Source organism: Halopseudomonas laoshanensis (assembly GCF_008365385.1).
GTDB classification, from domain to species: Bacteria; Pseudomonadota; Gammaproteobacteria; order Pseudomonadales; family Pseudomonadaceae; genus Halopseudomonas; species Halopseudomonas laoshanensis.
Genome location: NZ_QOVF01000001.1, coordinates 1,431,109 through 1,439,279, shown reverse-complemented (window position 1 = coordinate 1,439,279; position 8,171 = coordinate 1,431,109). Strand labels below are relative to the sequence as shown.

At 57.4% G+C, this 8,171-nt stretch carries 10 protein-coding genes; 8 read left to right on the top strand and 2 right to left on the bottom strand.

The window, feature by feature from the left end:
* From DT594_RS19005 to DT594_RS06590, 5 genes are all read left to right on the top strand, one after another.
* Window positions 1–189, top strand: a 189-nt coding sequence (locus tag DT594_RS19005; protein ID WP_218574486.1) for a hypothetical protein, incomplete at its 5' end; no start/stop codon positions are given.
* A 261-nt stretch (window positions 190–450) separates the two neighbouring features.
* Window positions 451–669, top strand: coding sequence for a DUF1653 domain-containing protein (locus DT594_RS06605; protein WP_149331891.1), 219 nt, complete (start codon window positions 451–453; stop codon window positions 667–669).
* A 119-nt stretch (window positions 670–788) separates the two neighbouring features.
* A complete protein-coding gene (gene topA / locus DT594_RS06600; RefSeq protein WP_149331890.1) occupies window positions 789–3,422 on the top strand; it encodes a type I DNA topoisomerase in 2,634 nt (877 codons plus the stop codon).
* 11 nt (window positions 3,423–3,433) lie between these two features.
* Window positions 3,434–3,943 (top strand): DUF6586 family protein, encoded by a 510-nt coding sequence (locus DT594_RS06595; protein WP_149331889.1) that lies wholly within the window; start codon window positions 3,434–3,436, stop codon window positions 3,941–3,943.
* A 62-nt stretch (window positions 3,944–4,005) separates the two neighbouring features.
* Window positions 4,006–4,239, top strand: coding sequence for a hypothetical protein (locus tag DT594_RS06590; protein ID WP_096347291.1), 234 nt, complete (start codon window positions 4,006–4,008; stop codon window positions 4,237–4,239).
* A 154-nt stretch (window positions 4,240–4,393) separates the two neighbouring features.
* On the opposite strand, the gene sulA is transcribed toward DT594_RS06590, so the two are convergent.
* Window positions 4,394–4,942 carry an SOS-induced cell division inhibitor SulA gene (gene sulA / locus DT594_RS06585; RefSeq protein WP_149331888.1) on the bottom strand — a complete coding sequence of 183 codons (549 nt, stop codon included), beginning with the start codon at window positions 4,940–4,942 and terminating at the stop codon, window positions 4,394–4,396.
* An 11-nt stretch (window positions 4,943–4,953) separates the two neighbouring features.
* Window positions 4,954–5,562, bottom strand: coding sequence for a transcriptional repressor LexA (gene lexA / locus DT594_RS06580; RefSeq protein WP_149331887.1), 609 nt, complete (start codon window positions 5,560–5,562; stop codon window positions 4,954–4,956).
* 237 nt (window positions 5,563–5,799) lie between these two features.
* Here lexA and DT594_RS06575 point away from each other — a divergent pair, with 237 nt between their 5' ends.
* From DT594_RS06575 to nagZ, 3 genes are all read left to right on the top strand, one after another.
* Window positions 5,800–6,489, top strand: coding sequence for a TetR/AcrR family transcriptional regulator (locus DT594_RS06575; protein WP_149331886.1), 690 nt, complete (start codon window positions 5,800–5,802; stop codon window positions 6,487–6,489).
* A 97-nt stretch (window positions 6,490–6,586) separates the two neighbouring features.
* Window positions 6,587–7,072, top strand: a complete 486-nt coding sequence (locus DT594_RS06570; RefSeq protein WP_218574485.1) for a L,D-transpeptidase — start codon at window positions 6,587–6,589, stop codon at window positions 7,070–7,072.
* Between the two features lie 67 nt (window positions 7,073–7,139).
* Window positions 7,140–8,126 (top strand): beta-N-acetylhexosaminidase, encoded by a 987-nt coding sequence (nagZ, locus tag DT594_RS06565; RefSeq protein ID WP_149331976.1) that lies wholly within the window; start codon window positions 7,140–7,142, stop codon window positions 8,124–8,126.
* Window positions 8,127–8,171 lie beyond the last annotated feature (45 nt).

Here is an 8,171-nt window from a genome sequence, read left to right as displayed (position 1 = left end):
GGCGGCCATGGGCCTGTGTTCGGCACGCTACAAGCCGTCCATGGGACTCGGCGATGGCCATCCCTGGCCATCGACGGCACTCACACAGGCCCATGGCCGCCGACGCTGTTGCGCTGCGGGATTTCCCGAGCGGAGGTCAAGGTCAACCTCAAGGACGGGTGTTGTGTGCAGGATGCACTTTGTCGTTAGCAAAGGGTTCTGAGCGCCGTTGTGTGACCGTCGGTGCACAGGCGACCGCCATGGATGGCGGAAGTGCAGAAAATGCAGGAGCAATTTTCTGCTGGTGCACCGACGAGTCCCAGGGACGGCCAGGAGCGTGTCACGCAACGGCGCTCGGAACCCTGCAGCCGACACATAAGAGTCAGAGTTACCAAAGACTCGACCTGAATAAATGATCAAAGAAATACGCTAACCTGTTGAACAAGCAGGATTACAAACGAGGAGCACAGCATGTCATTACGCCCAGGCCGCTATCGTCACTATAAAGGAAAGGATTACGAAGTCGTGGGAGTAGCGACACACTCCGAAACGCAAGAGTCTCTCGTGGTCTATCGCACGCTTTACGGCGATTTTGACCTTTGGGTGCGGCCGTTGGAGATGTTTGTGGGGACTGTGGAGCTTGACGGCGAGCCAACGCCACGCTTTACCTTTATCAGCGAAGACGTGTAGGCTCTGGCTCCTCCGGCAGTTTGAACATGGCATCTATTGCCGCTGCACCTATTATTGCCCCCAGCGTTACTGCGCATGCGGGCAATCCAGAATTGATAGAGCTAGGAATACAGTTACCCATGGGAAAAGCACTGGTCATTGTTGAGTCTCCAGCCAAGGCTAAGACAATCAACAAGTATCTTGGTAACGATTTCATTGTGAAGTCGAGCATCGGCCATATCCGCGATCTGCCTACCAGCGGCAGTGGCAAGACCGAGAGCAAGCCCAAGGGTGGCCGTAAGCCTGCCTCCGCTCCTGAAGTAGACAAGAAGACCAAAGCACGTATGCAACTGGTCAAGCGCATGGGTGTTGACCCGGACAATGGCTGGAAGGCGCATTACGAAATTCTGCCGGGCAAGGAAAAAGTCATCGACGAATTGCGTCGGCTGGCTAAAGACGCTGACACTATCTATCTCGCGACGGATTTGGACCGCGAAGGGGAAGCCATTGCCTGGCACCTGCGGGAATCCATCGGTGGTGACGAAGGCCGCTACAAGCGTGTGGTCTTCAACGAAATTACCAAGAAAGCCATTCAGGAAGCATTCGCCAAGCCCGGCGAGCTGGATCTGAATCGGGTCAACGCCCAGCAGGCCCGCCGCTTCCTCGACCGCGTTGTGGGTTACATGGTTTCACCGCTGCTGTGGCAGAAGATCGCTCGTGGGCTCTCAGCAGGCCGCGTGCAATCGGTTGCAGTGAAGCTGATCGTTGATCGCGAGCGTGAGATCCGGGCATTTATTCCTGAAGAGTTCTGGGAAGTTCACGCGCTGCTGAACACACCGCAGAGCCAGTCCATGCGCTTTGAAGTAGCCAAGCAGAACGGCGAAACCTTCCGCCCGGTCAATAAGGCGCAGACGGATAAAGCACTGGCGTTGCTCAAGGACGCTGATTACAGCGTTACCAAGCGCGAAGACAAGCCAACCAGCTCCAAGCCAAACGCACCTTTTATTACCTCCACGCTGCAGCAGGCTGCGAGCACGCGCCTGGGCTTTGGCGTGAAGAAGACCATGATGATGGCCCAGCGTCTGTATGAAGCGGGTTACATCACTTACATGCGTACCGACTCGACCAATCTGTCGGCGGATGCGATTGGCATGGCGCGTGGTTATATCGAAAAGAACTTCGGTGCCAAGTATTTGCCCGAAAAGCCTAACGTCTACAGCAGCAAGGATGGCGCCCAGGAGGCCCACGAAGCGATCAGGCCGTCGGACGTCAAACTCAAGACGGGTGATCTCAAAGGCATGGAGAAAGACGCTGAGCGGCTCTATGAGCTGATCTGGCGCCAGTTCCTCGCCTGTCAGATGACGCCTGCGCAGTATCTGTCTACGTTGATCACGGTCACTGCGGGCGACTTCGAGCTGCGCGCCAAGGGCCGTATCCTCAAGTTTGATGGTTATACCAAGGTCATGCCGCAGCAGGGCAAGGGCGGCGAAGACGAAGTGCTGCCTGACGTGAAAGTCAAAGACGTGATGGCGCTTGAAAAGCTGGATCCCAAGCAGCATTTCACCAAGCCGCCGGCGCGTTATTCCGAAGCCAGCCTGGTCAAGGAGCTGGAGAAGCGCGGTATCGGCCGGCCATCTACCTACGCGTCGATCATCTCCACGATCCAGGATCGCGGTTATGTCTCCCAAAATAACCGGCGTTTCTATGCCGAGAAGATGGGCGACATCGTTACCGAGCGTCTGGCGGAAAGCTTTCCGAACCTGATGGATTACAGTTTTACTGCGACCATGGAAGAGTCTCTGGACGAAGTGGCGCAGGGCGGCGTGATCTGGAAGAAGGTGCTGGATGATTTCTACAAGGATTTCAGCCTCAAGCTGAGCGTTGCCGAGACGGCCGAAGACGGCAAGGGCATGCGTGCCAACGAACCGACCCTGACTGACATTGCCTGCAAAGAATGCGGCCGGCCGATGATGATCCGCACCGCGTCGACCGGTGTGTTCCTGGGTTGCTCTGGCTATGCATTGCCACCAAAAGAGCGCTGCAAGTCGACCGTGAATCTGGTGCCGGGCAACGAAGTGGCCGCGGATGACGATGAAGGCGAATCTCGCGTTCTGCGCAACAAGCGTCGTTGCCCGATCTGCAGCACGGCAATGGACAGTTACCTGGTGGATGAGAAGCGCAAGCTTCACGTTTGCGGTAACAACCCGGACTGCAACGGCTTCGAAATCGAAGAAGGACAGTTCAAGATCAAGGGTTACGACGGCCCGATAATAGAATGCGACAAGTGCGGTAGCGAGATGCAGCTCAAGACTGGCCGCTTCGGCAAATATTTTGGCTGCACCAATAGCGAATGCAAGAACACCCGCAAACTGCTCAAAAGCGGTGAAGCGGCGCCACCGAAGATGGATCCGGTGAAGATGCCGGAGCTCAAGTGCGAAAAGGTCGATGACGTCTACGTGTTGCGCGATGGCGCTTCGGGGATGTTCCTGGCTGCCAGCCAGTTTCCGAAGAACCGCGAAACGCGGGCGCCTCTGGTCAAGGAACTGCTGCCACACCGCGAGGAGATTGATCCCAAGTATCATTTCCTGCTCGATGCGCCGGTCAAGGATCCTGACGGCCTGCCGACGGTAATACGTTACAGCCGCAAGACAAAAGAGCAGTATGTACAGAGTGAAGTAGAGGGCAAGCCCAGCGGATGGCGCGCCTTTTATGATGGCAAGCGCTGGACCGAGGATGACGGCCGGCCCAAGGCCAAGGCGAAAGCCAAAGGTTGAGGTGAAACGTCATGGCGAATGAAGTCTATACCCGTAGCAACCAGGCACTGTTCTTTGCCCGCATGGCGATTGATGCCTGGGCCAATGCCGCTGGCTCGGATGCAGTGAATGCGGTCAGTCTGGTGCGTTATCACCGCGAACATGCGTTGTTTCACCTGTACCGCGGTGTTCTGGCTGTAGTGCATGAAGTAGCCGACCGGTACCGCTGGCCGCTAATGGACGTGCGCACGGTCGAGCAGGTGCTGACCACGCAGGTGGCTGAGCGTTTTCCAGGTCCTGAGCTGGCCGAATTGACAGAGTTGGCCCAGGCTGGCGACAGCTGGCTGGGACGACTGTTGGAGGGCTGGCAGCAGCTGCATATGCCGCCGAAGCCTGAAGAGAGCAAGCCGCAAGACAGCAGTCTGATTGCCAGCAGTGCCGTCAAGAGTGACCGACAATGGGATCTGCAGGATGCGCGCGAAGCGCATGCAGCACTGGCTGAGCGGTTGAGTTGTTACCGGGAGGGTATGCTGGAGTGGTAGCTCGAACTGTGACAGTTCATCGTCTGTGATAAACTGCGCGGCCATTTAACAGGAGACCCGAAATGCCTTCACCTTTTCTCGAAATCGTGGAATTGGCTAACGGCAAGGTAGCCTTACGCCGCTCGGATGAAGATGCCGAACCACTGGTGATCATCGAGTTCTCTGCCGACGCCCGCGAATATCTGCAGGGTCATCATATAGACGTGGCCAAAGCCATGATCAGTGCCGGCATGCAGGTCGCTGGCCAGGTGATGGAAGATGGCGAGCCGCACGATGAAAATCGCATTCTGCACTGAGCCGAAGCTGCTAGCTAAAAACAGCTGGCTAAATAGCTAGCCAAGCAGCTTAGCTGGGTGTGGCCTAAGTCTAGCTGGTCATGTCTGGCAATGCCTGGGTCCTGCGCGGCCAGCACGGCCGCTGCCCATGTCTCTATCTATTCTTTACTACTGCTCAAGCCGCCAAACACATGCCCAGGCGAATGTTCAGGCTACGGCACTGGCCATCGCGCGCGGCACGGGTGAGTCTGTTATTGGTCACAACCTGCTGACCCTCATCCGACATCCAGCTGACTACCGTATGGCTACAGCCCAGACGCAGTAGTTCGCAGCACAACTCCAGGCTGTCCATCCCGCGCTTCGCCCGCACAATCAAAATGCGCTCAGGATCCAGACCGGCATTGCGCAGCCAGTGATGGCTGACTGCTTCTGGCGGATCAAGCAGTGTCAGCCAGCCAGGAGCTTGTGCCTGACTCAGATCACGCAGTACAGGTGCCAGCCATTGCAGGCATTGCCCCGGGGCGCCATTGAGGGCTATTTCGCTGAAGCCAGTTTCCACTGCGGCAGTCTCCACTGCGGCACTTTCTACCGTCGCCGCTTCGGCAGGCTTTTTCGCAGAAACCACCTTGGCTGGCCCGGCGTAACGCGATGCCATCAGGGCGTTGTGAAACAGTTCTGCCTGAACCAGCGGGCCGGGATGATGAGGATGACGGGAATATTGCATGATGAACCCCTTTAGCGGCGTATGACGCCGACACTCAAGCCTTCGATAGTAAGTTCCTGTTCGCCCAGGTCGACTTCAATCGGGGCGAAATCCGGATTTTCGGCAAACAGCGAGACCTTGCGGCCCTGCTTGTGAAAGCGTTTTACCGTGACCTCATCACCAATACGGGCGACAACGATCTGGCCATTGCGCGCGACGGCCGTGCGGTGTACCGCGAGCAGATCGCCATCCAGAATGCCGATGTCGCGCATACTCATGCCCTGTACGCGGAGCAAGTAGTCTGCGCGGGGCTGAAAGAAGCCGGGATCGATCTGGCAGTGATCTTCGATATTTTCCAGCGCCAGGACAGGGGCACCCGCTGCCACACGACCTATAACCGGAAGACGGTCCTCAGGGGCTTCGTCATCCTGATCGGGCAGGCGGATGCCGCGTGATGCGCCGGGGATCATTTCAATCGCACCCTTGCGGGCCAAGGCGCGCAAGTGATCCTCTGCCGCATTGGGCGATTTGAAGCCCAACACCTTGGCGATATCGACACGGGTAGGTGGATAGCCGTTGGCATCCATATACTCTTTGATGAAGGCCAGTATCTGCTGTTGACGTGCGGTCAGTTTTTGCATCCGTTCCTACCTGTGTTTTTATACAGTAGCTGTGATTATATACAGTTGTTTTGGTTGAGCAAGACCTTGCGCACAATTTGCTGTTGTTTTAACGAAATGGGAAGGTTATACAAACAAGGGTGAGTGGGCACGACCACTGGCAGTTCACGCCGTTTGCCCCGAATGACCGTGATGCTTGACACCCAATGCGTTTGAAACGTATGTTTCAAACAATTGTTTATTCGTGGATGTCAGCACATGGCCCAATCTGAAACTGTAGAACGTATTCTAGACGCCGCCGAGCAGTTGTTCGCCGAGAAGGGTTTTGCGGAAACTTCACTTAGGCTAATTACCAGCAAGGCCGGCGTTAACCTGGCGGCGGTGAATTACCACTTCGGCTCGAAGAAAGCGTTGATTCAGGCGGTATTTGTGCGTTTCCTCAATCCCTTTGTTGGCAGTCTGGAGCAGCAACTGGACCGGCATCAGAGGGAAGGCGACCTGGCTGAGCTCAGTCTTGAGCAACTGCTGGAAATGCTGGTGCGTCAGGCGTTGACTGTCAAACCACGTAGCGGCAACGATCTGTCGATTTTCATGCGCTTACTGGGCCTGGCGTTCAGCCAGAGCCAGGGGCATCTGCGTAAATACCTGAGTGAGGTCTACGGCAAGGTATTTCAGCGTTACATGCAACTGGTATTGGCCGCTGCTCCGCAGTTGCCGCCCCGTGAGCTGTTCTGGCGTGTGCATTTCATGCTGGGTAGCGCGGCCTTTACCATGTCGAGCATGAAAGCCCTGCGGGCCATTGCCGAAGCCGAATTCGATGTGCATACCGGCATTGATGATGTTCTCAAGTTGATGGTGCCTTTCCTGGCCGCGGGCATGCGCGCTGATAGCGGTATGGCGGGTCTTGCCAGTGCAGCCCCGCGTGGCACCGAACTGGAGGGCGCCTGAGTTATTCCCCACCCTAGCGTGCCGACGCGCTGCTGATTGCATGTTCCTTCCAAATCGCTGATCCGTTATCGTGTGCACTCTTTGAGCGGAGTTGCTTATGATGCTGGACCTCATCGACATCTCAATTGCCGCGCAGCGGCTCACCGGTTACGCGGGCGATTGCGTTCTGTGTGAATTTCCTGTGTCCACAGCGCTTAACGGCGCCGGCGAGTTGAATGGCTCTGGCTGCACTCCGCGTGGCCGCCATAGAGTGCGCGCGCGCATCGGGGCAGGGCAGCCTGAGGGTTCTGTGTTTATTGGCCGCCGCCCTACCGGTGAGGTCTGGACCCCGGCATTGGCCGAGCAGCATCCGCAGCGGGACTGGATACTGAGTCGTATCCTCTGGTTGTGCGGCGAGCAGCCTGGCTTCAATCGCGGCGGCAATTGCGACTCGCAACGACGTTATATCTATATCCACGGTACGCCTGACGACCAACCTATGGGCGTGCCGCTGTCACATGGGTGTGTGCGCATGCGCAACGCCGATGTGTTGGAACTTTTCGATCTGACTCCCGCGGGATGTCAGGTAACGATTACTGGGTAGTGTGATTAGCCCTGCCTGAGCCCCCTTTGAACTGCTGGAGAAACCCCTGTTGAACATTGGCACCCTGATGCTTGATTTCGCCGGTACCACGCTGGATTCCACTGATCGTCAGTTGCTGCGACAGCCGGAAGTGGGTGGCATGATTCTATTTGCCCGCAATACCGAATCGCCCGGTCAGGTACGCGAGTTGATCAAGTCTGTCAGGGCCGTGCGACCCGACATGCTGATGGCGATCGACCAGGAGGGCGGGCGTGTTCAGCGCTTGCGTCGCGATGTGCTCAAGCTGCCGGCGCTGGGCCGTATCGCCGCGCTCGATGCTGAGCATGCCGAACGGGCGGCCTACAGCGCCGCCTGGCTGATGGCCTGGGAGATGCTCTCCTGTGGGCTGGACATCAGTTTCGCGCCGGTGCTCGATCTGGACTATGGCCGCAGTCAGGTTATCGGCGACCGCTCGCTGGGCGGCGATCCGCAACAGGTCATTCGCCTGGGGCGCGCCTATATTGCCGGCCTGCATGCTGCCGGCATGGCCGCCACGGGAAAGCACTTTCCCGGTCATGGCTGGGCAGAAGCCGATTCGCACTTTGCCTTGCCGGTGGATGAGCGCAGTGAAGAGGCCATTCGCCGTACCGATCTGCTGCCGTTTGCGGGGCTGGCGGCTGAGCTGGACGGCATCATGCCGGCACATGTGGTGTATCCGGCGATCGACCCGTTGCCAGCCGGTTTTTCCCGGCGCTGGCTGCAGGATATTCTGCGCAAGGAGTTGGGTTTCAACGGCGTTATTTTCAGCGATGACCTGACCATGGCCGGCGCGCATGCTGTGGGCGGAATGCCGCAGCGAGTAGACGCGGCACTGGCATCGGGCTGCGATATGTTGCTGGTGTGCAATGATCGCGCTGCCGCCGAAGAAGCCTTGGTACACACCCAGAAGCTGGGGATGAAACGGCCACCGCACGTCACTGGTATTCTCGCCCGGCAAAAGCCCGGCGTTGATTACAAGGCCAACCCTGACTGGGCAGCCCACCTGAACGTGATGAGGGAGTTAGAGCTGGTTTGAGTGACTTGATAAACGACCTTGTTGAACGCTTGCCGTTGGAATATT

Excerpts from the sequence above, each read along its gene's own strand:
- DT594_RS06595 (WP_149331889.1), top strand. The coding sequence starts at position 3,434 with ATGGCGAATGAAGTCTATACCCGTAGCAACCAGGCACTGTTCTTTGCC.
- sulA (WP_149331888.1), bottom strand. The coding sequence starts at position 4,942 with ATGCAATATTCCCGTCATCCTCATCATCCCGGCCCGCTGGTTCAGGCA.
- topA (WP_149331890.1), top strand. The coding sequence starts at position 789 with ATGGGAAAAGCACTGGTCATTGTTGAGTCTCCAGCCAAGGCTAAGACA.
- DT594_RS06590 (WP_096347291.1), top strand. The coding sequence starts at position 4,006 with ATGCCTTCACCTTTTCTCGAAATCGTGGAATTGGCTAACGGCAAGGTA.
- lexA (WP_149331887.1), bottom strand. The coding sequence starts at position 5,562 with ATGCAAAAACTGACCGCACGTCAACAGCAGATACTGGCCTTCATCAAA.
- nagZ (WP_149331976.1), top strand. The coding sequence starts at position 7,140 with ATGCTTGATTTCGCCGGTACCACGCTGGATTCCACTGATCGTCAGTTG.
- DT594_RS06570 (WP_218574485.1), top strand. The coding sequence starts at position 6,587 with ATGATGCTGGACCTCATCGACATCTCAATTGCCGCGCAGCGGCTCACC.
- DT594_RS06575 (WP_149331886.1), top strand. The coding sequence starts at position 5,800 with ATGGCCCAATCTGAAACTGTAGAACGTATTCTAGACGCCGCCGAGCAG.
- DT594_RS06605 (WP_149331891.1), top strand. The coding sequence starts at position 451 with ATGTCATTACGCCCAGGCCGCTATCGTCACTATAAAGGAAAGGATTAC.